The sequence below is a fragment of the Methylobacterium sp. Gmos1 genome (genome assembly GCF_053764715.1).
Genome location: NZ_JBSNCC010000001.1, coordinates 394,897 through 418,346, shown reverse-complemented (window position 1 = coordinate 418,346; position 23,450 = coordinate 394,897). Strand labels below are relative to the sequence as shown.

The following is a 23,450-nucleotide window of genomic DNA, read 5'->3' as shown; positions in this document are numbered from 1 at the left end:
TTTGTGAGAGACACTTAGACCGCCCTCACGGCTTCACCGCCTCGAACAGCAGCATCTGCATCCGGGCCGTCGCGGGCTCGCCGAGCGTCTCACGCAGCCGGTGCTCCAGTTCTGCGACCAGCCGTTCCGGTTCGACCCCGCGCTCGTGCAGCAGGGCGGCGGTCGGGTTGCCGCGCAGGAGACCGGCCGCGAACAGCCCGACATCCGGGACCGGCGCATCGAGGCGGATCACCTCGGCGCGAAAGCTCGTGAAGCCCGCCGTCTGCACCAGCGTCCGGACGGCGTCGAGGCTCGTCAGACCGTAGGCGAGGCCGAAGACCCCGGACTCGCCGATCGTCTCGACGACGAGCTCGGCCGCAACTTTCGCATAAGGGTTCGCGTCCCGGGTGTCCCAGGTGGTGAACACGAATCGCCCGCCGGGGCGCAGCACCCGCGCCGCCTCCCTCATGGCGCCGGCCCGATCGCGAAAGAACATCACGCCGAACTGGCACAGCACGAGGTCGAAGGCGGCCTCCGCGAAGGGCAGCGCCTGGGCGTCCGCCGGGCGCAGGTCCACGTCGGCGGGCAGGTGCTCGCCAGCGAGCGCCAGCATCGCGGGGGCGAGGTCGGTCGCGGTGATCGCGGTGCCGGAGGGCAGCCTCGGGGCGAGCAGCCGGGTTACCTGCCCGGTGCCGGCCGCGATCTCGAGAACCCTTTGCGGCGCGAGTTCCGCGATCCGCGCCACGGTCACCGCGGCAGCCGGCGCGAACATCACCGGCGCCATGCCGCGCTCGTAGAAATCCGGGATCGCGCCGTCGAAATCCCGCCGAGGGTCTTCGCTCATCGCTTCGCCCGCACAGCTTCTCACGCCAGGGTATCAATGGGGTGCGGCAGGGCGGAGACGCACGGATGTTACATCCGGTGACTTGCTCAGGTAGTCTACGAACGCGGGAAAGGCCCGGTGCCGGCAGGCATCAGGCCCTTCTCGAGATTCGCGGGACTGGCTCTTCAGCGCGGCGCGCGCTTCGCCAGGATCCGTTGCAGCGTGCGCCGGTGCATGTTGAGCCGGCGCGCCGTCTCCGAGACGTTGCGGCCGCACAGCTCGTAGACGCGCTGGATGTGCTCCCAGCGCACCCGGTCGGCCGACATCGGGTTCTCGGGCGGGTCGGCGCGCTCGCCGGGCTCGGCCATCAGGGTGCCGTGGATCTCGTCGGCGTCGGCGGGCTTCGCCAGGTAGTCGAAGGCGCCGAGCTTCACCGCGGTCACCGCGGTGGCGATGTTGCCGTAGCCGGTGAGGATCACGCCGCGGGCCTCGGGCCGGCGCTCCTTCAGGCGGGCGATCACGTCGAGGCCGTTGCCATCGCCGAGCCGCATGTCGATGACCGCGAAGGCCGGGGGCTGCGCGTCGACCGCCGACACGCCCTCGGCGACGCTCTCGGCGACGTGCACCCGGTAGCCGCGCGCCTCCATCGCCCGGGCGAGGCGGGTCGAGAACGGCTTGTCGTCGTCGACGATCAGCAGGCTGCGGTCGGCGTGGTTGAGCAGGGCGTCGCCCTCCGGGATGGTCCCCGCCGCGGCCTCCGGGCTCAGTGTTCCGTACTGCGTCATCAGGAGACGCTCCTTCGAATTTCAATCAGTCTCTTCAGAGCGTTATATAGGAACGCCGGGCGCCTGCGTCAGGGGTGCGGCGGCCCCCGTACCCGGGATTCGCGGGCCTTTGGCCTCCCTCTCGAAAACGTGACGCGGCCAGACGATCCGCACCACCGCGCCTGTTGAGGGGTCGACCGCGTTGGCGAGCGCCAGCTGCGCGCCGGAGCGCTCGATCAGGGTCTTGGCGATGAACAGGCCGAGGCCGAGGCCGGTTCCGCCGTCCGGTCCGGCGCTGTCCTGCGCGGCCTTGGCGGCGCTGCGGGTGCTGACATAGGGCTCGCCGACCCGCAGCAGCACCTCGGGGGCGAAGCCCGGCCCGTCGTCGCGGATCTCCAGCGAGACCCGGTCGGGGCTCCAGCGCGCCTCGATCGCCACGCAGCTCTCCGCGAAGTCGACCGCGTTGTCGACGATGTTGCCGAGCCCGAACATCACGCCCGGGTTGCGCCGGCAGGCCGGCTCCGGCCCGTCGCCCTTCGTCGTGACGTCGAGCACGATGCCGAGCGCGCGCTGGGGCGCCACCAGCTCCTCGACGAGGTGGCTGAGCGAGATGGTCTCGATGAAGCCGCCCTGGTCGGCGTCGAGCGAGGTGAGCTTGGCGAGGATGCCGCGGCAGCGCTCGACCTGGTCGCGCAGGAGCGCCAGATCCTCGGCCACGCTCGGGGAGGCGGAGGGCCCGAGCTGGCGGTCGAGTTCCTTGGCCACCACCGTGATCGTGGCGAGCGGCGTGCCGAGCTCGTGGGCGGCGGCGGCGGCGAGGCCGTCGAGCTGCGACAGGTGCTGCTCGCGGGCGAGCACCAGTTCGGTCGCGGCGAGCGCCTGGGCGAGCTGGCGCGCCTCCTCGGCGACGCGCCAGGCATAGACCCCCGTGAACGCGGTGCCGAGCAGGATCGCCGTCCAGACCCCCGACACGTAGAGGAACGGCAGCTCGAGCTTCTCGCCGGCGAACCACGGCAGCGGCCGGTAGACCAGCGCCAGCAGCGTCGAGAGGCCGACTGCCAGGAGGCCGAGCGCCAGGGTGCGGGCCGGCGGCAGGGCGGTGGCGGAGATCAGCACCGGGGCGAGGAACAGGAGCGCGAACGGGTTCTGCAACCCGCCGGTGAGGAAGAGGAGGGCCGCGAGCTGGATGATGTCGAAGGCGAGCAGCAGCACCGCGGCGTCGTCGCTGAGCCGGTGACTCGCCGGGTAGCGGATGCGCAGCGTCAGGTTGAGCCAGGACGAGGCCGCGATGACGAGGAAGCACCAGCCGAAGGGCAGGGGCAGGCCGAGCCCGAGATGGGCGCCGGCCACCGCCGCGCCCTGGCCCGCCACCGCGAGCCAGCGCAGCCGCACCAGGGTATCGAGGCGCAGGTGGCGGGCGTCGCGCACCAGGTCGGTCTGCAAGGTCTCGAACATGGTCGAAACCATAGTGCGCGACCGCCGGGCGGCCAGGGCGACGGGGCGGAAACCCTTCGTGCTCCAGTGCGTTATTGTGGGTGGTGAACTCGCCGGTTCAGCCTCGCCTAAGCGGCGGGGCTGGCCCGGTTGCCGCACTGCACAAGGCACACGCAGGAATTGAGGTAAAAAAGGCACAGTTCCACCTTTTGACACCTTGGATTTCCGCAGATGTTGCCCTTCTATATCGTTTCTCTATTGTCCCGATTCCCGATCGGGACAGGCGTCTCACGGCGACGGTGCGCGCGCCGCTGGGTCAATCGTGGACGGTGGCGTCATGGATCTCTCGTATTTCTGGTATGAAGCCGCGCACTGGATGTTGACGCCTGCCCGGGCGGCCGCCGACGCCACGCAGCTCGTGTTCAACAATCCCGTCAACCCGATCACCTATACTCCCTACGGCCGGACCGTGTCGGCGGCCTGCGAGATGTTCGAGCGCACCACGCGCCGCTACGGCAAGCCGTCCTTCAACCTGCCCACGACCGTGGTCGAGGGCTTGGTGACCGAGGTCACCGAGCGGGTGGTCTGGTCGAAGCCGTTCTGCCAGGTCCTCAAATTCGACCGCGCCCTGAAGCGCCCGACGGTCCAGGCCCAGCCGAAGGTGCTGGTGGTGGCGCCGATGTCGGGCCACTACGCGACGCTGCTGCGCGGCACGGTCGAGGCGCTGCTGCCGGCCCACGAGGTGATGATCACCGACTGGATCGACGCCCGAATGGTGCCGCTCGAGGCCGGCCGGTTCGACCTCGACAGCTACATCGACTACATGATCGAGATGTTCCAGGCCCTCGGCCCGGACCTGCACGTGATCGCGGTCTGCCAGCCCTCGGTGCCGGTCTTCGCCGCCGTCGCCCGGATGGAGGCGCAGGGCATGCCCGGCGTGCCGACCTCGATGACCCTGATGGGCGGGCCGATCGACACCCGCCGCTCGCCCACCGCCGTGAACTGCCTCGCCGCCGAGCGCGGCTCGGAGTGGTTCAAGCGCAACTGCATCACCGTGGTGCCGCCGGGCTATCCCGGCACCTGGCGCGAGGTCTATCCGGGCTTCTTCCAGCTCTCCGGCTTCATGGGCATGAACCTCGACCGGCACCTGACGGCGCACTGGGACATGTTCAAGCACCTGGTGCGCCACGACGGCGACTCGGCCGAGAAGCACCGTGACTTCTACGACGAGTACCTGTCGGTGATGGACCTGACGGCGGAGTTCTACCTCCAGACCGTCAACACCGTGTTCGTCGAGCACGCCCTGCCGAAGGGCACGATGCGCCACCACGGCGAGCTCGTCGAACCGACGGCGATCCGCCACTGCGCCATCATGGCGGTCGAGGGCGAGAACGACGACATCTCGGGTGTCGGCCAGACCCTGGCGGCGCACGACCTGACGCCGAACCTGGCCCCGGAGCGCAAGCTCTACCATCTCCAGAAGGGCGTCGGCCATTACGGCGTCTTCAACGGCTCGCGCTTCCGCTCGAACATCGCGCCGCGCATCTCCGCCTTCATGCACGCGATGCAGGGCACGCAGGCCGTCGAGGACCTGCGCGCGGCCTCCTGATCGTCAGGCAATCCGGCGCCGCCCCGCGGCGCCGGCTCCCCGCCGATGCCGTCTAGCCGTTCCCTGCGCGACTGGGTCTCGCGTCTCCTCCGCCTCGCGCGACCGAGCGGGACGCTGACAGAGACCGGCTCTCCCGGGTACAAGGGTGGCATGCGAGTCGCGCTCCTTCGCCGTTCGGCGCCCGAACCCACCCACGTCACCGTCATCCACGCCGGCACCTGCTACCCGGTTGCTGTTCGCCGCCGCACGGCCGCCCGCCGCATCACCCTGCGGGTCTCGAGCGCCACCGGCGAGATCGTCCTGACCCTGCCGATGCGCACCGCCCTCGCGGCGGCGCAGGCTTTCGCCGATTCGCACGGCGCCTGGATCGCCGCCCGGGTGGCGAAGCTGCCCGAGCGCGTCGCCTTCGTGCCCGGCGCGGTCGTGCCCTTGCGCGGCGTGCCCCACCGCATCCTGCACTGGTCGACCGCCGCCGGCGCGACCGTCGCCACCACCGACCCGGACGGCGCGCCGGTCATCGCGGTGTCGTGCGGGCTGCCGCACGTGGCGCGGCGGGTCCGCGACTTCCTGGAAGCCGAGGCGCGCCGCGACCTCACCGCGGCGGTGGCGCGCCATGCCGGCGCGCTCGGCCGCACGCCGAAGCGCCTCACCGTGCGCGACACCCGCAGCCGCTGGGGCTCCTGCACCGCGGCGGGCCAGCTGAACTTTTCCTGGCGCCTCATCATGGCGCCGCCCCCGGTGCTCGACTACCTGGCGGCGCACGAGGTCGCGCATCTGGCCGAGATGAACCACTCGGACCGGTTCTGGCGCGTCGTCGACAAGCTCTCCCCGGGCTACGACGAGCCCGAGGCCTGGCTGAAACGGCACGGCACTGACTTGCACCGCTACGGGTGACGGATCAGCCCTTGGTGCGCACGACCACGACGCGCTGGCGCTGCACCGGCCAGGCCGGACGCGGATCGACCTCGCCGGGGGCGAGGGTGCGGGGCGCGATGCTGTCGCAGGTCTCGCGCTGGCGCAGGATGATCTCGCCCTGCTCGCCCCGGCGCCGGATCACCCCGGCGTCGCGGCAGAACCCGGCGATCTCGGCCGAGCGCGACGCCCGGCGCCCGCGCGGGTTGCGCGGCACCGGCGGGTGCTCGATCGTGAGCGTCGCGTCGCGGTTGAGCGAGCGCTCGACATAGGTGGTCTCGTCGACGGGCAGCGACTGGGCGGCCGCGGCGCCGGCGAGCGGGCCGGCGGCCAGGATCAGGAGGGCGAGGGAGGGGGCGGCGAGTCTCATCGGGGGCTCTCGCGAGGACGGTGACGGCGTGTCCGGGTCGGTCGGTCCGATATGAACCGGAAACCATGCACAACCACTAACGGCAGGCGGCCCCGGACGCAGCCCGGCTCGGGCCATAAAGCTAAGCCGGTCCGGCGGCACCGGTTCCCGGCAAGAGTTCTCGATGACAGTTCCCGATGACGAATCGGCGCCTCGGCTTGACAGCATCCCGGCCCCGTGGTCGGAACGCCCCCGGGCCGGACGATGGCCCGGGCAGCGGAGCGGTGAGCGGCGTGGGAGACAGCGTGCGACGGATCGGACGCCGGGTGCGGGCCGCTACCCTCGGGCTCGCGCTGACGCTCGGCCTGCCGGCCGGGACCGCCCTGGCGCAGGGCGCGGTCAAGCAGAGTTTCGACGACTGGCAGCTGCGCTGCGAGACGCCCGCCGGCGCCAAGGCCGAGCAATGCGCCCTGGTGCAGTACGTCGCGGCGGAGGACCGGCCGAACCTCTCCCTGGTGGTGATCGTGCTGAAGACCGCCGACAACCGCGGCATCCTGCTGCGGGTGGTGGCGCCGCTCGGCGTGCTCCTGCCCTCGGGCCTCGGGCTCAAGGTCGACCAGGCGGAGATCGGCCGCACCTCGTTCGTGCGCTGTCTCTCCACCGGCTGCGTCGCCGAGGTGGTGATGGACGACAAGCTCATCAGCCAGCTCAAGGGCGGCCAGCAGGCCACCTTCATCGTCTTCCAGACGCCCGAGGAGGGTGTGGGCATCCCGCTCTCCCTCAAGGGGTTCAAGGAAGGCTTCGACAGCCTGAAGTGATCGACGAACGGGAGAGGACCGTGACGGCTCGCAGTCTCCGCACCCTCGGCCTCGGGACCCTGGGCCTCGCGCTGGCGCTGGGCGTGCCTGCGGCGCTCGGCGTGCTCGCCACCCCGGTGCGGGCGCAGACCGCCGCACCGCAGGAGGGCGGCAATCCGCTCCTCAACATCTTCAAGTACGGCGGCACCACCAAGCCGCCCGAGGCGCCGCCGAGCGTCGACGACGTCTACTGCCCGATCATCGACATCAGCGAGGGCGGCTCCTCGCTGCAGACGATCGCGGGCGGCACGGTGCGCACGCAGATCCGCCTCGGCCAGATCAGCCGGTCCTGCCAGCCCGGACCGGGCGGCGGCGTCACCGTCGCGGTCGGCGTGCAGGGCGTGGTCCTGCTCGGGCCCGGCGGCGCTCCCGGCCGCTTCAACGCCCCGGTGACCATCACGGTCAAGAGCGGCACCCAGGTCATCGCCCGGCGCAGCCGCCAGGCCGCGGCGACGATTCCCGCCGGCTCGGCCAGCGGCAGCTTCACGGTCGTGGAGGAGGGGATCTCCGTGCCGGCCAACCTCGCGCAGGACTTCGAGATCGAGGTCGGCCTCGGCGGCGCGCCGAAGCCCGCCCGGGCGCCGCGGCGCAAGCCCGCCGCCGCGGCGCCGGCCGACGGTTGACCGCCAGGGCCGCAGCCTGGCGGATCGCCTCCCGCCCGGACGATCCGGACTTCTCCCGCGCCCTGGTCTTCGAGCGGCCGACGGACAAGCGCTGGCTCGCCCTCGACTACGCCCTCGACCGCTTCGCCGACCCGGTGCGGCCGATGCTGCGCTTCATCCTCGCGGACGGCACCCACGAGGATGCGCTGCTGCCGGGCCCGGTGCTCGGCCGCGCCTCGTGGCTCGGGCCGGTGCCGCCGGGCACCCATGAGATCCGGCTCGCCGCTCCGGCGGAGGGGTTCCGGATCGAGGCGGCGCGGCTCCACTCCCGCGCGGCTTTGCTCGCCTTCTGCGCCCGCCGCCGGCCGGACAAGCTGCCGATCGCGCTCTACCAGTGGCTGCGCCGCGACGCGCGCCGCCTGCGCAACACCCTGCGCATCGCAGCCGGCGTGCGGCCACTGGCGCAGTACCCGCTGTGGAAGACCGAGCGGGCCCGGCCGTTCGAGCCCGCCTTCGACCGGGTGCCGCCGGAATTGCCGCGCCTCGGCCTGATCCTGGAGGCGGCGCCGGGGGACGACGAGGCGGTGCGGCGCACCCTCGCGACGCTACTCGCCCAGAGCCACCGCGACTGGCGCCTCGCCCTGCACTGGCGCGGGCCGGCGCCCGCCGGCCTCCCCGGCGACCTGCGGATCTCCGCGGACACCCTGCCGGACGGCGTCGCGATCGGTTATCTGAGCCCCGGCGACGCGCTGGCCCCCGACGCGCTCACCCATCTCGCCGCCGCCTTCGCGGGGCGAAAGCCCGCCGACCTCGCCTATGCCGACAGCGAGGCCGAAACCCCGGAGGGCCCGCGCCCCCGGTTCAAGCCGGGCTGGAGCCCGGACCTCGCCCTGACCACGCTCTATCCCGGGCGCCCGCTCCTGGTGGCGCGGGACCTCGTCACGCGCAGCGGCTGGGCGCCGGGCGAGGGGACCCGCGCGCTCCTCCTCGCCGCCACGCTCGCCGGCCCCGAGCGGGTGCGGCGCATCCCCCGCATCCTCTGCCGCGTCGCCACGGACGCGCCGGATCCCGCCGGCCACGCCGCCGACCTGGCGCGGGCGCTCGACCGGGCCGGCGCCCCCGCCGCCCTGGTGCGGAACGGCGACACCCTCGACCTCGACTGGCCTCTGCCCGACGACCCCCCCCTGGTCTCGGTCATCGTCCCGACCCGCGACCGGCCGGAATTGCTGCGCGTCGCCGTGCGCGGCGTGCTGCACGACACCGCCTATCCGGCCATCGAGCTCGTCATCGTCGACAACGGCTCGACCGATCCGGCAGTGGCCGCCCTCTACGCCGAGTGGGAGGCGGACCCGCGGGTGCGCCGGCTCGACCGGCCGGGCCCGTTCAACTTCTCGCGCCTCGTCAACGACGGCGCGGCTGCGAGCCGCGGCGCGGTGCTGGTGCTCCTCAACAACGACGTCGAGGCGCTGCATCCGGACTGGCTCTCCGCAATGGTGCGCCAGGCCCTGCGGCCGGAGGTCGGCGCCGTGGGCGCCAAGCTCCTGTTCGGCAACGGGCGGATCCAGCATGCCGGCGTCGTGGTCGGGCTCGGCGGCCGGGCCGGGCACATCCTGCGCAACCGACCCGCCGACACGCCGGGCCATCTGAATCGTCTGACCGTCGCGCACGAGGTCGCGGGCGTCACCGCCGCCTGCCTTGCGGTGGCACGGCACAAGTTCGAGGCGGTCGGCGGGCTCGACGCCGAGGCGTTCCCGGTCGATTTCAACGACATCGATCTCTGCCTGCGCCTCGCCGCCCGGGGCTGGCGGTCGGTCTGGACCCCGCGGGCGGTGCTCGCCCACCACGAATCGGTCAGCCGCGGCCCGAGCGTCGGTCCGGCGCGGGCGCGGTTCGAGGCGGAAGGAGACCGCTTCGCCGCGCGCTGGCGGGCGGTGATCCGCGACGATCCGTACTACCACCCGGCCTTCTCGGTCACGACCTTCGGGGAGGAGCTGGAATGAGGCTGCCGCCTCACCCGGCCTTCGACATCCTGCGCTTCACGCAGAACCAGCCCGGTCCCGCCCGGCGCTGGATCGTGCGGCTGCTCCTGGCGCTCCAGCGCCCCGGCGAGGCCTGGGAGGTCGTCCGGGCGGCGCTCGCCGGCAAGCGCGTGCGGGCGCGCGACCGCGCCGCGATCCTGTGGGGCGCCCGCCACGCCCTGACGCCGCCCTCCCTCCCGGCGGGCGAGGCCGAGACGGTGCCGGGCCTGCGCATCGCCACCCCGGCCGAGATCCTGTCCGGCGGCACCGGCCCGGCCGAGATCGTGGTGCTGACGGCCCCTGGCCACCGGCTCGTGCCGGGGGCGGCCGGGGCCATTTCGGCGGCGTTCGCGGCCGATCCCGGCCTCGACGCCCTCTACGGCGACGCCGTGGTGCTCGGGCCCCGGGGCGAGCCGCTGTTGCCGCTGCTGCGCCCGGCCTTCGACCCCGACTACCTGCTCGCCGCGGATTACGTCGGCCCGGTGGTTGCCTTTCGCCGGGCGGTGCTCGACCGACTCGGGCTCGATCCCACCCTACCGGGAGCGGAAGTCCCCGACCTGCTGCTGCGGCTGGAAGCGGGCGTGCGCCACCTGCCGCGCCTCCTCTCGACCTGGGCGCCCTTCGCGGCCGCACCGCCCGATGCCTGGGCGGCGTCGCACCGGGCACTCGCCGAGCGCCACCTCGCCGGAACCGGCCGCGTCGAGGTGACGGGCGGGATTCTCAACCTGCGCCGCAACCTGCCCGATCCGCCGCTCGCCAGCCTCATCATCCCGACCCGCGACCGGGTCGAGCTGCTGCGCGCCTGCATCGAGAGCCTGCGCGCCCATACCGACTGGCCATCCCTCGAGATCATCGTCTGCGACAACGACAGCCGTCACCCGCGCACATTCGCCTATCTCCAGCGGCTGGCGGGGGAGGGGGTGCGGGTGCTGCCTTGTCCCGGCCCGTTCAACTTCGCGGCGATGAACAACCGCGCCGCCGCCGAGGCCCGCGGCGCGCTCCTGGTCTTCGTCAACAACGACGTCGTGGCGTATCGGGGCGACTGGCTGCGGCGGATGGCCGAGGAGGCCCTGCGGCCGGAGGTCGGCGCGGTGGGGGCGAAGCTCCTCGACGTGCGCGAGCGGATCCAGCACGGCGGCATCGTGCTCGGCACCGGCGGCCTCGTCACCCACGCCCACCGCCACTTCCCCGGCACCGCGCCGGGCTACCTCGCCTCCTTGCGGGCGACGCACCGGGTCTCGGCGGTGACGGCGGCGTGCCTCGCGGTCGAGGCGGAGAAATTCCGGGCGGTCGGCGGCTTCGACGCGGAGGCCTTCGCGGTCGATTTCAACGACGTCGACCTCTGCCTGCGCCTGGAGGCGGCGGGATACCGGACGATGATGGTGCCGGGGGCCGTGCTCTACCACCACGAGGCGGCGAGCCGGCGCTGGAACCCGGAGGCGAAGAACCGCCACGAGGCCGAGGTGGCGGCTTTGCGGGCGCGGTGGGGGGCGCGGCTGGACGCCGATCCCTGGTACCACCCGGGCTTCGATCCGCGGACGGGGACGTACGCGCGGTTGCGGACGTGGGAGGGGGCAGGGATGCGGTGAGCCCGTTTCCGCTGAATTCTGCTGAGTTCCAGAGAGTCGCGGGATCCCCTCTCCCGTGTGGGAGAGGGGTAGGGGTGAGGGTGACGCGCTTCAGAATAAAGTTGAACCGTCACGCTGCCAGTCCGACACTCTCAGGATTATACTGAAGCGTGTCACCCTCACCCCTAACCCCTCTCCCACACGGGAGAGGGGGACGCGCTCTACCGTGAAACGTTTTCGATTTTGCGGACCCGCACCGAGACGACGACGGGGCCGCCTCCTCCCGGAAGCGGCCCCGCCCTCGTCTCGATCCGGCGTCAGCCGGAGCGCGTCACTGCACGAGCCGCGGCCCGCCGGTCTGCACCTTCTCGTTCTCGCCCAGGATGCCGAGGCGGCGGGCCACCTCGGAATAGGCCTCGATCAGGCCGCCGAGATCCTTGCGGAAGCGGTCCTTGTCGAGCTTGTCCTGGCTCTTGATGTCCCACAGGCGGCAGGAATCCGGGGAGATCTCGTCGGCGACGACGATGCGCATCATGTCGCCTTCCCAGAGCCGGCCGGTCTCCATCTTGAAGTCGACGAGGCGGATGCCGACGCCGAGGAAGAGACCCGACATGAAGTCGTTGACCCGGATGGCCAGCGCCATGATGTCGTCGATCTCCTGCGGCGTCGCCCAGCCGAAGGCGGTGATGTGCTCCTCCGACACCATCGGGTCGTTGAGCTGGTCGTTCTTGTAGTAGAACTCGATGATCGAGCGCGGGAGCTGCGTGCCCTCTTCCAGGCCGAGTCGCGTCGCCAGCGAGCCCGCCGCCACGTTGCGCACCACCACCTCGAGCGGGATGATCTCGACCTCGCGGATCAGCTGCTCGCGCATGTTCAGCCGGCGGATGAAGTGCGTCGGCACGCCGATGTCGTTGAGGTGCTGGAACACGAACTCGGAGATCCGGTTGTTCAGCACGCCCTTGCCGTCGATCACCTCGTGCTTCTTGGCGTTGAAGGCGGTCGCGTCGTCCTTGAAATGCTGGATGAGCGTGCCGGGCTCGGGCCCCTCGTAGAGGACCTTCGCCTTGCCCTCGTAGATGCGACGGCGGCGGTTCATAGGCGTGTACCGTGGTTTGAGGAAGTCCATGGGGCCGAGGCTCCTGACGACGTGTGGACCCGCGGCGCGGCGACCTCTGACGACAAGAGGTCGGGCCGGGGGACGCGTCGATCCGGGGCGTCCCGGCGGCCGGGGGCAAATTACCCGAACCGCGAAGGCAGCACAACGCGTTAGCCGATGCGCCGGGACGAGCCCGGTCGCCGCTGCGATGGATTGCGGTCGTTGGTCGCGTCGATATGCGCATGCCGCGACGATGTTGCAAGCGTGGCGGGAGGGGGCGGCATGTCGCGGGCGGGGGGCCTCGCGCCTCGACGGCGGGCTTGCCCCTGCCCTAAGCTCGCGCGACGAGCCGCGGCGATCACGCGGCCGATCCGGGAGGGACGACGATGGCGGAACGGGCGATGGCGGAACGCGGCGGGGCGGTGGCCGCGCTGGCGGCGCGGTTCCGCGAGGGCAAGCCGCTGATCACGGCCTGGTGCGGCATCCCCGAGCCGACGATCGCCGGGCTGCTGGCCGCGGAAGGCTTCGACACCGTCACCCTCGACATGCAGCACGGCGCCCACGACTTCGACAGCATCACCCGCACGGTCGCCCTGGTGGCGGCCCGCGGCAAGCCGACCCTGGCGCGGGTGCCGGTCGGCGGATTCGCGACCGTGTCGCGCCTGCTCGACGCCGGCATCTCCGGGATCATCGCCCCGATGGTCAACACCGTCGAGGATGCGAAGCGCTTCGCCGCGATGGCCAAGTACCCGCCGCTCGGCGAGCGCAGCTGGGGCCCGGCCCCGGCGCTCGCTCTCTCGGGCCTCGCGCCCGAGGCCTACCTGAAGGAGGCCAACGGCTTCTGCCAGACGCTGGCGATGATCGAGACCCGGGAGGCGCTCGCCGCCCTCGACGACATCCTGGCGGTGGACGGGATCGACGGCATCTTCATCGGCCCCTCCGACCTCTCGATTGCGCTCTCGAACGGTGCCGGCCTCGACCCCGACGGCGCGGCGGTGCGCGACGCGCTCAAGCACGCGATGGCGCGCACCCGGGCGGCGGGCAAGCGGATCGGCATCTACTCGCTGTCCGGCCCGCGCACCCGCGAGCTGATCGCCGAGGGCTTCGACCTGATCGCGCTCTCGGGCGATGGTCCCCTGCTCCGGGCCGGCGCGGCCGCCGCCTTGCGGGAGGCGCGAGGCTAGCCCCGGCGCGCGGCCCGCGCAAAGCCGGCGGCGAGGAAGCGCCCGCCGTGATGGAGGGCGCCGTCGTCGATGCCGTGGCCGATCCCGGCGGAGAGGTGCCACTCCGCCGGCACGTCCGCCGCCGCCAGCGCCTCGGCCGAGAGGAACAGCGCGTCGACCGGGATCACCTCGTCCTGGTCGCCGTGGGCGAGCAGGATCGGCGGCACCGCGCGGACCTGCGGCTTCAGGCTCTCGGGCCCGGTTCCCTCCTCCATCACCAGCATGCCCGACAGGCCGACCACAGCCGCGACCGGGGCCGGGCGGCGCAAGGCGACGTGCAGCGCCATCATGCAGCCCTGGCTGAAGCCGACCAGCGCGAGCTGGTGGGGCCCGAGGCCGTGGGCCTCCAGCTCCGCGTCGAGGAACGCGTCGAGCGTCGGCCCGGCCCGGTTCACCCCGCGCCAGCGCTCGTGCAGATCGCGGAAGGTGAGGGAGAACCATTGCCGGCCGAAGCCCTGGATGCAGGGTTCGGGCGCGTGCGGCGCCACGAAGGCGGCGTCGGGCAGAAGCGGCTGCCATTCCTGCGCGAGGTCGATCAGGTCGTTGCCGTCGGCGCCGAAGCCGTGCAGCAGGACGACGAGCTGGCGCGGTTTCGCGCCGGAGCGGGGCATCAGGCGCGGGCCAGTGAGGATCGCCATCGGGTCGGGTTCCGTTCGGGTCAGGGGAGGGGGGCGCCGTCGCGCGCTTTCGCCACCCGGTAATAGGCCCACAGCACCTTGGCGGCGACCCCGCGCCAGGGCCGCCAGGCCTCGGCCCGGGCCGTCAGGGCGGCGGCGCTCGGTCGCGTCTCCTGCCCGTCGGCGAGGCGCGCCGCCTCCTGGAGGGCGAGGTCGCCGGCCGGGAAGGCGTCCGGATGGCCGAGGCAGAACAGCAAATAGACGTCCGCCGTCCACGGGCCGATGCCGTGGACCGCGACCATCCGGCGATGGGCCTCGTCGGCCGGGATCGCGGGCAGGGCGTCGAGCGGCAGGGCGCCGGCGATGACGGCGGCAGCCGCCGCCCGCAGGGTGCGGATCTTCGGCGCCGACAGGCCGGCCCCGCGCAGGGTCTCGTCGGGCGCCGCCGCCAGGGCCCCGGCGGTGAGATCCGGCAGGGCGGCGGTGAGCCGGCCCCAGATCGCCGCGGCGCTCGCGGTCGAGATCTGCTGCGACACCACGATGCCGGCAAGGCCCGCGAAGCCCGGCGCGCGCTTGCGCAAGGAGGGCACCGCGCCCTCCGCCACCAGCCGCGCCATCACCGGATCGAGGCGCGACAGGGCCGCCACGCCTTCCTGCAAGGCGGCCTCGTCATCGAGCAGCCGGCCGGTGACGCCGGGCGCCGGCGGGCTTATGGCTGGAAGAGTCTTTCGCGTCCGCATCCCGCCGTGCCGTCTCCCCGCCTGCGCTTCGCCCCGAGCCCGAACGGGCGCCTGCATCTCGGCCACGCCTACTCGGCCCTCCTCAACGCCGAGGAGGCGCGGGCGCTGCACGGCGAGGTGCTGCTGCGCATCGAGGACATCGACCCGGTCCGCTGCCGGCCTGAGCTGGAAGAGGCGCTCATCGCCGACCTCGCCTGGCTCGGCCTAGCCTATCCGGAGCCGGTCTGGCGCCAGTCGGCCCGGATGTTCACCTACCGCGCCGCCCTCGACGCGTTGCGGGCGCGGGGGCTCGTCTATCCCTGCACCTGCACCCGCCGGGAGATTCAGGACGCAGCCGGCGATGCCCGCGATCCGGATGGCGCGCCGCTCTATCCCGGCACCTGCCGCGGCCGGCCGGTGCCGGACGCGCCCCATGCCTGGCGCCTCGACATGGCCCGGGCGCTGGCGCTGTGCCCGGGCCCGTTCGCCTACACCGCCTTCGCGCCCGGCGCGCCCGACGCCATCCGCATCGCCGACCCGGCCCGCTGGGGCGACGCGGTGCTCGCCCGCAAGGACGTGCCGACGAGCTACCACCTCGCCGTGGTGCTCGACGACGCCGCGCAAGGCATCACCCACGTGGTCCGCGGCCAGGACCTCGAGGCCGCCACCGACCTCCACGTCCTGCTCCAGCGGCTCCTCGGGCTGCCGACCCCGCGCTACCACCATCACCGGCTGATCCGGGACGAGGCGGGGGAGAAGCTGTCGAAGAGCCTACGCTCGGAGGCGCTGGCGGCGTTGCGGGAGCGGGGGGTGAGCGCCGGCGAGGTGCGGGCGCGGCTGGGGTTCGGCGAAGGGCCGCTCCAGGATCAGGGACAATGATCTTACGGCTCGCGGGAGAGGTGACGTCCTCACGCCCCTTGCACCCCAACCCCCCGCATAGGATCCTGCCGCCCAAACGGGAGGCCCGCCCTTGTCGCTCAGCTTCGGAATCCTCGTCTTTCCGCAGGTCCAGCAGCTCGACCTCACCGGTCCCTACGAGGTCTTCGCCTCGGTGCCGGACAGCGCAGTCCACCTGATCTGGAAGGACGGCGAGGCGGTGCGCTCGGCGACCGGGCTGCCCTTCGTGCCGACCGCGACCTTCGCGACCTGCCCACCCCTCGACGTGCTGTGCGTCCCCGGCGGCGCCGGGGTGAATGCGCTCCTGGAGGACGAGGACGTGCTCGATTTCGTGCGCGGGCGAGCGGCGGAGGTGCGCTACCTCACCTCGGTCTGCACCGGGGCGCTGGTGCTCGGCGCGGCCGGGCTGCTCGAGGGCAAGCGGGCCACCACCCACTGGTACGCGCACGATTTCCTCGCCCGCTTCGGCGCCGTGCCGGTGCAGGACCGCGTGGTGCGTGACGGTTCCCTGATCACTGCCGGCGGCGTGACCTCGGGCATCGATTTCGGGCTGGCGGTGGTGGCCGAACTCCTCGGCCGCGAGGAGGCCGAGACGGTGCAGCTCGCCCTCGAATACGCGCCGGCCCCGCCCTTCGGTGCCGGCACCCCGGACGAGGCACCGCCGGAGGTGCTGGACCGGGCGAGGAAGCGGCTGTCCGGCTCGCGGGCGGCGCGGGAGGCGATCATCGGGCGGATCACCTGAGAGACCGTTCGATCGCGAGCATCGATCGACCTGCCGCACCGGCCGACACCTCTCCTTTGTCCTCCCGGGCTCCGCTGCGCGGCCCCAGTGTGACAAAGGAGGGTTCGAACATGGTCAGGCGCCTGTCACGGACGGGAGCGCCCCGGCGCAGGATCACCGCCGGTCCGGCCGCATAAAGGCCCGAAACACCGGCGAGACACACGGTAACCTTTTCTTAACCAAACCACCCGACCCTGTCCGCGCATGAAAAAAGCCGGGGCGCGAACCCCGGCTTGCCGTTCGGCGATCGGGCGCGCCCCGCCTCAGCCGAGATTCAGGCGGTCCACCTTCGTGCCGGCCCCGCGCAGCGATTCCGGGATCGCCGAGAAGTCCGCGTAGCCCGCCTCGCGCGCCATGGCGTCGAGGGCCTGCTGCTCGTTCTCGGCGCCGCCGGTCCACAGGATGGCGCCGGTCGCGGCCTGCCTGACCTGGAAGATGGCCATGAAAAACGTCCTCCCGCTGAAGACTGGTATCCGGACGCTCAACGCGTGCCGCGCGATGGAGGTTGCACCGAATCGAACGTTGCGGGAACGCCCGCTTTCGGGTTAGAGAATGAACGTTCATTCTCAGGGCTCCCGCCGCGTGCCGTCCCCATCGACCTCCGCCCGCCTCGACACGACCGAGGAGCGCCGCACCCGCATCCTCGACGCGGCCGAGGCCTGCTTCGTCCGTCACGGTTTCCACCGCGCCACGATGCATGACGTGGCGGCGGAGGCCGGGATGAGTCCCGGCAACCTCTATCGCTACTTCCCCTCGAAGGACGCGATCGTCGCCGGCCTCGCCGAGCGCGACCGCGCGGCGGTGGCGGAGGATTTTTCCGGCATCGAGACGGCACCGGACCTGATGCAGGCCTTCGCCGCCCTGGCGCGGCGCCACCTCGCCGAGGCGCCGACCGAGAAGGCCGTCCTGTGCCTGGAGATGTGGGCCGAGGCGACCCGCAACCCCGCCATGGCGGCGATCTGCCGGGACTTCGAGCGCGAGATCGCGGCGCGCCTCTCGGGTCTCTACCGCCGCGCGCAGGATCGTGCCGCGCATGCGACGCCCGGCGCCGACCCGGAGGCGCTCGCCCGCCTCGCCATGGTGATGGCCGACGGCCTGATGGTCCGCCGCGCGCTCTCGCCCGAGTTCGACCCCGGCCCGGTCGTCGACGCCATGCTGACCCTGATCGGGGCGGCGCTCGACGGCCGCTTCGACCCGACCGGCACCCCCAACCCGGAACCCGCCCGATGACCCGCCCCCGTCGCCGCGCCGGCATTTCGGCCGCCATCCTGACACTCTTCGCCGCCGCGCCCGCCATCGCCGCCGAGACCCTGCCCACCGCCGGCCCCGTGGTCACGGCGGCGCCGGCGCCCGCCGTCACCGTCGTCGTGGCCGCCGAGCGCGAGATCGTCGAGCGCGCCGTCGTCACCGGCACCCTGGTGCCGCGCGACGAGATCCTGGTCTCGCCGGAGATCGAGGGCTGCCGCATCACCGAATTGCTGGTCGAGGAGGGCGACCGGGTCGCGAAGGGCGCGGTGCTGGCGCGGCTCTCGCGCGAGATGCTCGACACCCAGCTCGCCCAGAACGCCGCCGCCATCGCGCGGGCGGAGGGCGCGGTGGCGCAGGCGCGCAGCACCATCGTGCAGGCCGAGGCCGCGCAGGTCGAGGCGGCGCTCGCGTTCGAGCGCGCGCAGTCGCTGATGAAGACCGGCAACGGCACCGCGGCGGTGCTGGAGCAGCGCGAATCGGCCGCGAAGGGCGCCGAGGGCAAACTCTCGGCCGCCCGCAACGGCCTCGCCATCGCGCAGGCCGACCTCGCCCAGGCGCGGGCGCAACGCTCGGAACTCGACCTGAAGCTCGCCCGCACCGAGATCCGCGCGCCGGAGGCCGGGATCGTCAGCCGCCGCACCGCCCGGGTCGGCGCCACGGCGTCGGCCTCCGCCGAGCCGCTGTTCCGGCTGATCGCCCGCGGCGAGATCGAGCTCGAGGGCGAGGTGCCGGAGACCGGGCTGGCGCGCCTGCGCGCCGGCGCCCCCGCCAGCCTCGACCTCGACACGACGGACGGGCCGGTCGCGGTCTCCGGCCGCGTCCGGGTGGTCTATCCGGAGATCGACCGGGCGACGCGGCTCGGCAAGGTGCGGATCAAGCTCGAGGCCGATCCGCGCCTGCGCATCGGCGCCTTCGCCCGCGGCGCGGTCGAGGCGGCGCGGCGCACCGGCGTGGCGGTGCCGATCGCCTCAGTGGTCTACGGGCCGTCCGGCCCGACCGTGCTGGTGGTCTCCGGCGAACGGGTCGAGGCGCGCGCGATCCGCACCGGCCTCTCGGCCGGCGGCTTCATCGAGGCCCGCGACGGGGTCAAGGCGGGCGAAGCCGTGGTGGCGCGGGCCGGCAGCTTCCTGCGCGACGGCGACCGGGTCCGGCCGATCTACCCCGCCCTCCCGGCGACCGCCGAGGCCGGGCGTCCCTGACGCCCGGCTCCCGATCCCTTACCTAGAGCACTTCACGATCGCGCTGCAATCGTGAAGTGCTCTAAGTTCTTGTTTTGCCGCATTTTCTCCGACGAACCGGTATCCACTTCGTCGGAAAATGCTCTAGCGGTCCCGAACGATGCGCCTGAACGTCTCCGCCTGGGCGATCCGCAAGCCGATCCCCTCTATCGTGCTCTTCCTGGTGCTCGGGCTGCTCGGCCTCGTGAGCTTCCGCAGTCTGCCGATCACCCGCTTCCCCAACATCGACGTGCCGATCGTCTCGGTGACGGTGACGCAGGCCGGCGCCGCGCCGAGCGAGTTGCAGACCCAGGTCACCAAGTGGGTCGAGGACGCGGTCGCAGGCGTGAAGGGCGTCAAGCACATCACCTCGGCGATCACCGAGGGCACGTCGGCTACGACGATCGAGTTCCGCCTCGAGGTCAACACCGACCGCGCCGTCAACGACGTCAAGGACGCGATCGCCAAGATCCGGATGAACCTGCCTCGGACGATCGACGAGCCGATCATCACCCGGGTCGAGATCGCCGGCCTGCCGATCATGGTCTACGGCGCGTCGGCCCCCGCGATGACGCCCGAGGATCTGTCGTGGTTCGTCGACGACGTGGTCGCGCGCCAGATCCAGGGCCTGCGCGGCGTCGGCGGCGTCGAGCGCTTGGGCGGCGTCGCGCGCGAGGTGCGGGTGACCCTCAAGCCCGACCGCCTGCTCGCGCTCGGCATCACCGCCGCCGACGTCAACCGGCAGTTGCGCCTGACCTCCGCCGACATGGCCGGGGGCCGGGCCGAGGTCGGCGGCCAGGAGCAGTCGATCCGGACGCTCGCCGCCTCCTCGACCCTGGAGACGCTGGCGGCGACCTCGATCGTGCTGCCGGGCGGGCGCAAGGTCCGCCTCGACGACCTCGCGACCCTGAACGACGGCGCCGAGGAGCCGCGCACCTTCGCGCGCCTCAACGGCGAGCCGGTCGTCGCCTTCGCGATCTCGCGGGCGAGCGGCGCCAGCGACGCCTCGGTCGGCGAGGTGGTGGCGAAGCGGATCGAGCAGTTCGCCAAGGAATACCCGGGCGTGCGCTTCGACCGGATCGATTCCTCGGTCACCAACACCATCGGCAACTACGAATCCGCGATGCACAGCCTGATGGAGGGTGCGGCGCTCGCGGTGCTGGTGGTGTTCCTGTTCCTGCGCGACTGGCGCGCGACGCTGATCGCCGCGGTGGCGCTGCCGCTCTCGGTCTTCCCGACCTTCTGGGCGATGAGCGCGATGGGCTTCTCGCTCAACGCGGTGAGCCTGCTTGCCATCACCCTCGTCACCGGCATCCTGGTCGACGACGCGATCGTGGAGATCGAGAACATCGTCCGGCACGTCCGGCTCGGCAAGTCGGCCTACCGCGCAGCGATCGAGGGCGCCGACGAGATCGGGCTCGCGGTCATCGCCATCACCGCGACGCTGATCGCGATCTTCGCCCCGGTCTCGTTCATGGGCGGCATCGCGGGCCAGTACTTCAAGCAGTTCGGCCTCACCATCGCGGCGGCGGTGTTCATGTCGCTGCTGGTCGCGCGCCTCATCACCCCGATGATGGCGGCCTACTTCCTGCGCGACCACGGCCACCACGAGGAGCGCGAAGGTCCGGTGATGCGGACCTACAACCGGGTCGTGCTGTGGTCGGTGCGGCACAAATACGTGACGCTCGTGGTCGGCCTCGCGCTGTTCGCCGCCTCGATCATGTCGACGAGCCTGCTGCCGGCCGGCTTCCTGCCCAAGGAGGACGCGGCCCGCACCCTGATGGTCGTCGAGCTACCCCCGGGCGCGCGGCTCGAGGATACGATCGCCGTCACCGACCGGGTCGCGCAGCGCATCCGCACCCTGCCGGAGGTCCGTTCCGTCTTCGTCGACGGCGGCCGGCAGCTGCCGGGCAAGAAGGAGGTGCGGCTCGCCACCCTCACCATCAACCTGACGCCGAAGAACGCCCGGGTGCGCAAGCAGGCCGACGTGGAAGCGGCGATCATGGACCTGATGCGCGACGAGCCGGACGTGCGCTACTGGTCGCTGCGCGAGGGCGGCCAGCGCGACTTCACCCTCATCGTCGCCGGCGGCGACACCGCTCAGGTGACCGAGGTGGCGGAGCGGATGCAGCGCGAGGTCGCGGCCCTGCCGAACCTCGTCAACGTGATGTCGACCGCGCCGCTCGACCGGACCGAGGTGCGCATCCGTCCGAAGGCGGGCGTGGCCGCCGATCTCGGCGTCTCGACCGACACCATCGCCGAGACGGTGCGCGTCGGCACGATCGGCGACATCGGCCAGAACCTCGCCAAGTTCAACGCCACCGACCGGCAGATCCCGATCCGGGTGCAGCTGCCGATGGCCCTGCGCGGCGACCTCTCGGCGCTGGAGAGCCTGAAGGTGCCGGCCAAGAACGGCGCCTCGGTGCCGCTCTCGGCGGTGGCCGACATCAGCCTCGGCCGCGGGCCGACCGCGATCGACCGCTACGACCGGGCGGTACGCGTGGCGCTCGAGGCCAACATGCAGGGCTCGGACGCGCTGGGCGAGCAGATCAAGCTCGCGATGAGCACCCCCACCGCCAGCAACCTGCCGCCCGGGGTGTCCTTGCGCCAGACCGGCGACGCCGAGGTGATGGGCGAGGTGTTCGAGGGCTTCGCGATGGCGATGGGCGCCGGCCTGATGATGGTGCTCGGCGTGCTGATCCTGCTGTTCGGCTCGTTCTTCCAGCCGCTGACCATCCTGTTCTCGCTGCCGCTGTCGATCGGCGGCGCGATCCTCGGGCTCCTGATCTTCAACCGGCCGATCTCGATGCCGGTGGTGATCGGCATCCTGATGCTGATGGGCGTGGTGACCAAGAACGCCATCATGCTGGTCGATTTCGCCGTCGAGGAGATGGCCCGCGGCGTCGACCGCGTCACCGCCATCACCCAGGCCGGCGCCAAGCGCGCCCGCCCGATCGTGATGACGACGATCGCCATGGCGGCCGGCATGGTGCCGAGCGCGATGGCCTTCGGCATCGGCGGCGAATTCCGCTCGCCGATGGCGATCGCGGTGATCTCGGGCCTGATCGTCTCGACCCTGCTGTCGCTGGTCTTCGTGCCGGCGATCTTCCTCCTGATGGACGACCTGTCGCGGCTGATGGGGCGGCTGCTCGGGCGGTTCGTGGGAGCGGTGGACGAGCCGCCGGGGCACGAGGGGGGGCAGCGGCCGGCGCCGGCGGAGTAGGCTTGCGCGGATAAAATCCAAGCGCGGTGATCCCATCAAGATCTTCGCGCTTTTCCCGGTTGCTACTCAAATATCTATGGCCAAGTGACATGCTGAGATGGTATGATTCAAATATAAAGTTGAATTTTATTAATTTAATATTATATTATTTAAAATATAATTACCGATTTTAGTTAAGAGACACAAACAAAAACAGTCTATACAAAAAATTATATCCAATTTTATTTTGATATAAAAAATATAATATTTTTTTGACATGCACTTGCAGCGTGCAGAAATCTTTCGATCGCCATGAGCGCGACTTGAATTGATAGTTTAGTTCATCCATTGTGCACATGCGCGGGCTCTGCAAATACGAGCCCCGAGATCTAACTTGCCTGCATGAATCAAAAAATCATCAGGAGAGAAGAATGCCAAGCAGTACGCCAAGCATCAATAAATCTGCAGGTATAATAAGTCAATTTAAGGAAATAATTTTATTTTTAATCGGCATCATAATTGTTACAGTTATTTTTGGTCTATTGATTTTCTCTCTCAAAGATGCGTCGCATTCTGTCATACTTCCTATGATATCGATTCTCGGTATTGTATCACTGCTCCTATGTTTATCTGGGATTTCATATGTTTTCGTAAGAGTTAATCTTGACGATAAAAAACAGGCTCTCGGGCTACCGCCTGGATCTATCCAGGCCGTTATAGCACTTTCATTGATAGTATTATTTGCAATACTTTCTGTTTTTGTTCTTACTACTATGGGAGATGCTGGATTAAGAAAACTATCCGTATCGAACGCTGGCGACCGGGATAGTCAGGTCGCCAAGCTCGGTACAGCATTTGCTGGATGGGAGGACAACGGGAAGGGCGTTTACACCATATTTGTCCGAGACTCACTTTCGACGGAAAGGAACGATGTCGGAAAGCAGTTGATCGTTCTGATAGGCACACTAATGACTTCTGCCGTCAGTTTCTATTTCGGAACGCGGGCCACAGTTGCCGGCAAAAACTTGGGTGTTCCAGAGAATAGGACGGATGTTGTGCCGGCAGGGCCGCGAGGATCGGAGGGGCCTACCGGAGCAACAGGGGCCACGGGAGCAGAGGGGACCAGAGGAGCAGAGCAGAATGTGGGCGCAACCGGGGCCACGGGAGCGGCGACATCTATAGGTGTAACCGGAGCTGCAGGAGCAGCGATCTGATCCGGGATTTCGATTGCAGCCAGCCCGTGCGGGTGTTGAAGTGCGGATGCGAAGTGCCGCTCCGGCAAGCGTCGGTACAAGTGAGCGCACTACCGATCGCGCTGAAATCCAGTTTGGCTGATCGGCAAATTTCGTCCCACCCAAGACATCAGGATGAGGTCATGGATGGGATAAAGACGGGTCTCTCGGCCACCGTCCTCACAAATCACACAGGCACCGGTAGGAGCCCACCTCCAGAATGGGCGAGCCAGGTTCGTCTATCGAATTATCGCGAGAGGTTTAGAGACCCTTCGCACTCGTAGTCGAACGTCGAGTTACCAC

General features: G+C 70.6%; 21 protein-coding genes. 13 read left to right on the top strand and 8 right to left on the bottom strand.

All coding sequences use genetic code 11. From position 1 onward, the window contains the following. Positions 1-25: 25 nt before the first annotated feature. The 3 genes from ACS5PV_RS01900 to ACS5PV_RS01890 all read right to left on the bottom strand — a co-directional run bounded on the left by ACS5PV_RS01900 (position 26) and on the right by ACS5PV_RS01890 (position 3,021). Positions 26-823, bottom strand: a complete 798-nt coding sequence (locus ACS5PV_RS01900) for a class I SAM-dependent methyltransferase (RefSeq protein ID WP_455393677.1) — start codon at positions 821-823, stop codon at positions 26-28. A 164-nt stretch (positions 824-987) separates the two neighbouring features. Continuing rightward, positions 988-1,587, bottom strand: coding sequence for an ActR/PrrA/RegA family redox response regulator transcription factor (locus ACS5PV_RS01895; protein WP_093567068.1), 600 nt, complete (start codon positions 1,585-1,587; stop codon positions 988-990). 42 nt (positions 1,588-1,629) lie between these two features. Next, positions 1,630-3,021, bottom strand: coding sequence for an ActS/PrrB/RegB family redox-sensitive histidine kinase (locus ACS5PV_RS01890; protein WP_455393676.1), 1,392 nt, complete (start codon positions 3,019-3,021; stop codon positions 1,630-1,632). A gap of 316 nt (positions 3,022-3,337) precedes the next feature. Between ACS5PV_RS01890 and ACS5PV_RS01885 the strand changes: the two genes are divergently transcribed. Next, entirely contained in the window at positions 3,338-4,609 is a 1,272-nt protein-coding gene (locus ACS5PV_RS01885; protein ID WP_455393675.1) for a polyhydroxyalkanoate depolymerase, read from the top strand. 150 nt (positions 4,610-4,759) lie between these two features. After that, positions 4,760-5,503, top strand: a complete 744-nt coding sequence (locus tag ACS5PV_RS01880) for a M48 family metallopeptidase (protein WP_455393674.1) — start codon at positions 4,760-4,762, stop codon at positions 5,501-5,503. 4 nt (positions 5,504-5,507) lie between these two features. Here ACS5PV_RS01880 and ACS5PV_RS01875 read toward each other — a convergent pair whose 3' ends face one another. Next, positions 5,508-5,891: a hypothetical protein gene (locus ACS5PV_RS01875; protein ID WP_455393673.1), complete on the bottom strand. Its 384-nt coding sequence runs from the start codon at positions 5,889-5,891 to the stop codon at positions 5,508-5,510. Positions 5,892-6,175: 284 nt separating this feature from the next. Here ACS5PV_RS01875 and ACS5PV_RS01870 point away from each other — a divergent pair, with 284 nt between their 5' ends. The 4 genes from ACS5PV_RS01870 to ACS5PV_RS01855 are packed head-to-tail and all read left to right on the top strand — an operon-like array spanning position 6,176 to position 10,936. Further along, positions 6,176-6,688: an invasion associated locus B family protein gene (locus ACS5PV_RS01870; RefSeq protein WP_455393672.1), complete on the top strand. Its 513-nt coding sequence runs from the start codon at positions 6,176-6,178 to the stop codon at positions 6,686-6,688. Between the two features lie 20 nt (positions 6,689-6,708). Continuing rightward, entirely contained in the window at positions 6,709-7,350 is a 642-nt protein-coding gene (locus ACS5PV_RS01865; RefSeq protein ID WP_455393671.1) for a hypothetical protein, read from the top strand. Next, positions 7,347-9,329, top strand: coding sequence for a glycosyltransferase family 2 protein (locus ACS5PV_RS01860; RefSeq protein WP_455393670.1), 1,983 nt, complete (start codon positions 7,347-7,349; stop codon positions 9,327-9,329). Before ACS5PV_RS01865 ends, ACS5PV_RS01860 begins: the two co-directional genes overlap by 4 nt. Next, positions 9,326-10,936, top strand: coding sequence for a glycosyltransferase family 2 protein (locus ACS5PV_RS01855; protein ID WP_455393669.1), 1,611 nt, complete (start codon positions 9,326-9,328; stop codon positions 10,934-10,936). Before ACS5PV_RS01860 ends, ACS5PV_RS01855 begins: the two co-directional genes overlap by 4 nt. A 310-nt stretch (positions 10,937-11,246) precedes the next feature. Here ACS5PV_RS01855 and purC read toward each other — a convergent pair whose 3' ends face one another. Next, the gene (gene purC, locus ACS5PV_RS01850; protein ID WP_048429422.1) at positions 11,247-12,041 is read right to left on the bottom strand and encodes a phosphoribosylaminoimidazolesuccinocarboxamide synthase; all 795 of its coding nucleotides are present in this window, start codon (positions 12,039-12,041) and stop codon (positions 11,247-11,249) included. A gap of 371 nt (positions 12,042-12,412) precedes the next feature. Between purC and ACS5PV_RS01845 the strand changes: the two genes are divergently transcribed. Continuing rightward, positions 12,413-13,195, top strand: coding sequence for an HpcH/HpaI aldolase family protein (locus tag ACS5PV_RS01845; protein ID WP_455393886.1), 783 nt, complete (start codon positions 12,413-12,415; stop codon positions 13,193-13,195). Here ACS5PV_RS01845 and ACS5PV_RS01840 read toward each other — a convergent pair. Together ACS5PV_RS01840 and ACS5PV_RS01835 are read right to left on the bottom strand one after the other, a co-directional pair. Next, positions 13,192-13,872 (bottom strand): alpha/beta hydrolase, encoded by a 681-nt coding sequence (locus ACS5PV_RS01840; RefSeq protein ID WP_455393668.1) that lies wholly within the window; start codon positions 13,870-13,872, stop codon positions 13,192-13,194. The two genes, ACS5PV_RS01845 and ACS5PV_RS01840, sit on opposite strands and share 4 nt — an antisense overlap. A gap of 20 nt (positions 13,873-13,892) precedes the next feature. Continuing rightward, positions 13,893-14,591: a DNA-3-methyladenine glycosylase family protein gene (locus ACS5PV_RS01835; protein ID WP_455393667.1), complete on the bottom strand. Its 699-nt coding sequence runs from the start codon at positions 14,589-14,591 to the stop codon at positions 13,893-13,895. A 6-nt stretch (positions 14,592-14,597) separates the two neighbouring features. On the opposite strand from ACS5PV_RS01835, the gene gluQRS reads away from it, so the two are divergent. Both gluQRS and ACS5PV_RS01825 read left to right on the top strand, forming a co-directional pair. Further along, positions 14,598-15,449 carry a tRNA glutamyl-Q(34) synthetase GluQRS gene (gene gluQRS, locus ACS5PV_RS01830; protein ID WP_455393666.1) on the top strand — a complete coding sequence of 284 codons (852 nt, stop codon included), beginning with the start codon at positions 14,598-14,600 and terminating at the stop codon, positions 15,447-15,449. A 91-nt stretch (positions 15,450-15,540) separates the two neighbouring features. Further along, positions 15,541-16,209, top strand: coding sequence for a DJ-1/PfpI family protein (locus ACS5PV_RS01825; protein WP_455393665.1), 669 nt, complete (start codon positions 15,541-15,543; stop codon positions 16,207-16,209). 302 nt (positions 16,210-16,511) lie between these two features. Here the strand turns inward: ACS5PV_RS01825 and ACS5PV_RS01820 are convergent, their stop codons facing one another. Next, on the bottom strand, positions 16,512-16,691 hold the full coding sequence (locus ACS5PV_RS01820) for a hypothetical protein (protein ID WP_099901822.1): 180 nt from the start codon (positions 16,689-16,691) through the stop codon (positions 16,512-16,514). Positions 16,692-16,800: 109 nt separating this feature from the next. On the opposite strand from ACS5PV_RS01820, the gene ACS5PV_RS01815 reads away from it, so the two are divergent. The 4 genes from ACS5PV_RS01815 (at position 16,801) to ACS5PV_RS01800 (ending at position 23,129) form a co-directional block, all read left to right on the top strand. After that, entirely contained in the window at positions 16,801-17,478 is a 678-nt protein-coding gene (locus ACS5PV_RS01815) for a TetR/AcrR family transcriptional regulator (RefSeq protein WP_455393664.1), read from the top strand. Next, positions 17,475-18,695 carry an efflux RND transporter periplasmic adaptor subunit gene (locus tag ACS5PV_RS01810; RefSeq protein ID WP_455393663.1) on the top strand — a complete coding sequence of 407 codons (1,221 nt, stop codon included), beginning with the start codon at positions 17,475-17,477 and terminating at the stop codon, positions 18,693-18,695. Before ACS5PV_RS01815 ends, ACS5PV_RS01810 begins: the two co-directional genes overlap by 4 nt. 139 nt (positions 18,696-18,834) lie before the next feature. Then, complete coding sequence (locus ACS5PV_RS01805) at positions 18,835-21,936, top strand: efflux RND transporter permease subunit (protein WP_455393662.1); 3,102 nt, start codon at positions 18,835-18,837, stop codon at positions 21,934-21,936. Positions 21,937-22,346: 410 nt separating this feature from the next. After that, positions 22,347-23,129, top strand: a complete 783-nt coding sequence (locus tag ACS5PV_RS01800) for a hypothetical protein (RefSeq protein ID WP_455393661.1) — start codon at positions 22,347-22,349, stop codon at positions 23,127-23,129. Positions 23,130-23,450 lie beyond the last annotated feature (321 nt).

Excerpts from the sequence above, each read along its gene's own strand:
- ACS5PV_RS01900 (WP_455393677.1), bottom strand. The coding sequence starts at position 823 with ATGAGCGAAGACCCTCGGCGGGATTTCGACGGCGCGATCCCGGATTTC.
- ACS5PV_RS01895 (WP_093567068.1), bottom strand. The coding sequence starts at position 1,587 with ATGACGCAGTACGGAACACTGAGCCCGGAGGCCGCGGCGGGGACCATC.
- ACS5PV_RS01890 (WP_455393676.1), bottom strand. The coding sequence starts at position 3,021 with ATGTTCGAGACCTTGCAGACCGACCTGGTGCGCGACGCCCGCCACCTG.
- ACS5PV_RS01885 (WP_455393675.1), top strand. The coding sequence starts at position 3,338 with ATGGATCTCTCGTATTTCTGGTATGAAGCCGCGCACTGGATGTTGACG.
- ACS5PV_RS01880 (WP_455393674.1), top strand. The coding sequence starts at position 4,760 with ATGCGAGTCGCGCTCCTTCGCCGTTCGGCGCCCGAACCCACCCACGTC.
- ACS5PV_RS01875 (WP_455393673.1), bottom strand. The coding sequence starts at position 5,891 with ATGAGACTCGCCGCCCCCTCCCTCGCCCTCCTGATCCTGGCCGCCGGC.
- ACS5PV_RS01855 (WP_455393669.1), top strand. The coding sequence starts at position 9,326 with ATGAGGCTGCCGCCTCACCCGGCCTTCGACATCCTGCGCTTCACGCAG.
- purC (WP_048429422.1), bottom strand. The coding sequence starts at position 12,041 with ATGGACTTCCTCAAACCACGGTACACGCCTATGAACCGCCGCCGTCGC.
- ACS5PV_RS01845 (WP_455393886.1), top strand. The coding sequence starts at position 12,413 with ATGGCGGAACGCGGCGGGGCGGTGGCCGCGCTGGCGGCGCGGTTCCGC.
- ACS5PV_RS01840 (WP_455393668.1), bottom strand. The coding sequence starts at position 13,872 with ATGGCGATCCTCACTGGCCCGCGCCTGATGCCCCGCTCCGGCGCGAAA.
- ACS5PV_RS01835 (WP_455393667.1), bottom strand. The coding sequence starts at position 14,591 with ATGCGGACGCGAAAGACTCTTCCAGCCATAAGCCCGCCGGCGCCCGGC.
- ACS5PV_RS01820 (WP_099901822.1), bottom strand. The coding sequence starts at position 16,691 with ATGGCCATCTTCCAGGTCAGGCAGGCCGCGACCGGCGCCATCCTGTGG.
- ACS5PV_RS01815 (WP_455393664.1), top strand. The coding sequence starts at position 16,801 with ATGAACGTTCATTCTCAGGGCTCCCGCCGCGTGCCGTCCCCATCGACC.
- ACS5PV_RS01810 (WP_455393663.1), top strand. The coding sequence starts at position 17,475 with ATGACCCGCCCCCGTCGCCGCGCCGGCATTTCGGCCGCCATCCTGACA.
- ACS5PV_RS01805 (WP_455393662.1), top strand. The coding sequence starts at position 18,835 with ATGCGCCTGAACGTCTCCGCCTGGGCGATCCGCAAGCCGATCCCCTCT.
- ACS5PV_RS01800 (WP_455393661.1), top strand. The coding sequence starts at position 22,347 with ATGCCAAGCAGTACGCCAAGCATCAATAAATCTGCAGGTATAATAAGT.